Here is a 253-nt window from a genome sequence, read left to right as displayed (position 1 = left end):
ACCTTCCGACATCTTCTGGCGCCAATTGTGGCCGGAGTGCTGCCTTCAGGTCGTCGATGCCTCTGGCCTGCAGATCGTCGTTGAAGTCGGCGTTCTGCGGCGACAAGGCAAGCGCTTCGATGCCTGCCATGGCGGCGCGCTCGGTCAGGGTCGCGACGGCTCGGTCGCCTGCGGCGTCGGCATCGCGGGCGATGTAGAGCCGGAGCAGGGTCGACGGCAGTTCGAGCGCGGCCAGATGGGCTGCCGACAGCGC

General features: G+C 68.0%; 1 protein-coding gene. It reads right to left on the bottom strand.

The genetic code is table 11. The features are described 5' to 3' along the window. On the bottom strand, positions 1–253 hold a 253-nt coding region (locus tag HY17_RS12775; protein ID WP_034767160.1), incomplete at both ends, for a toprim domain-containing protein.

This window comes from Hyphomonas sp. CY54-11-8 (assembly GCF_000682735.1).
GTDB lineage: Bacteria > Pseudomonadota > Alphaproteobacteria > Caulobacterales > Hyphomonadaceae > Hyphomonas.
The sequence above is the reverse complement of the archived record's forward strand: the minus strand, read 5'-3'. Positions and strand labels throughout refer to the sequence as shown.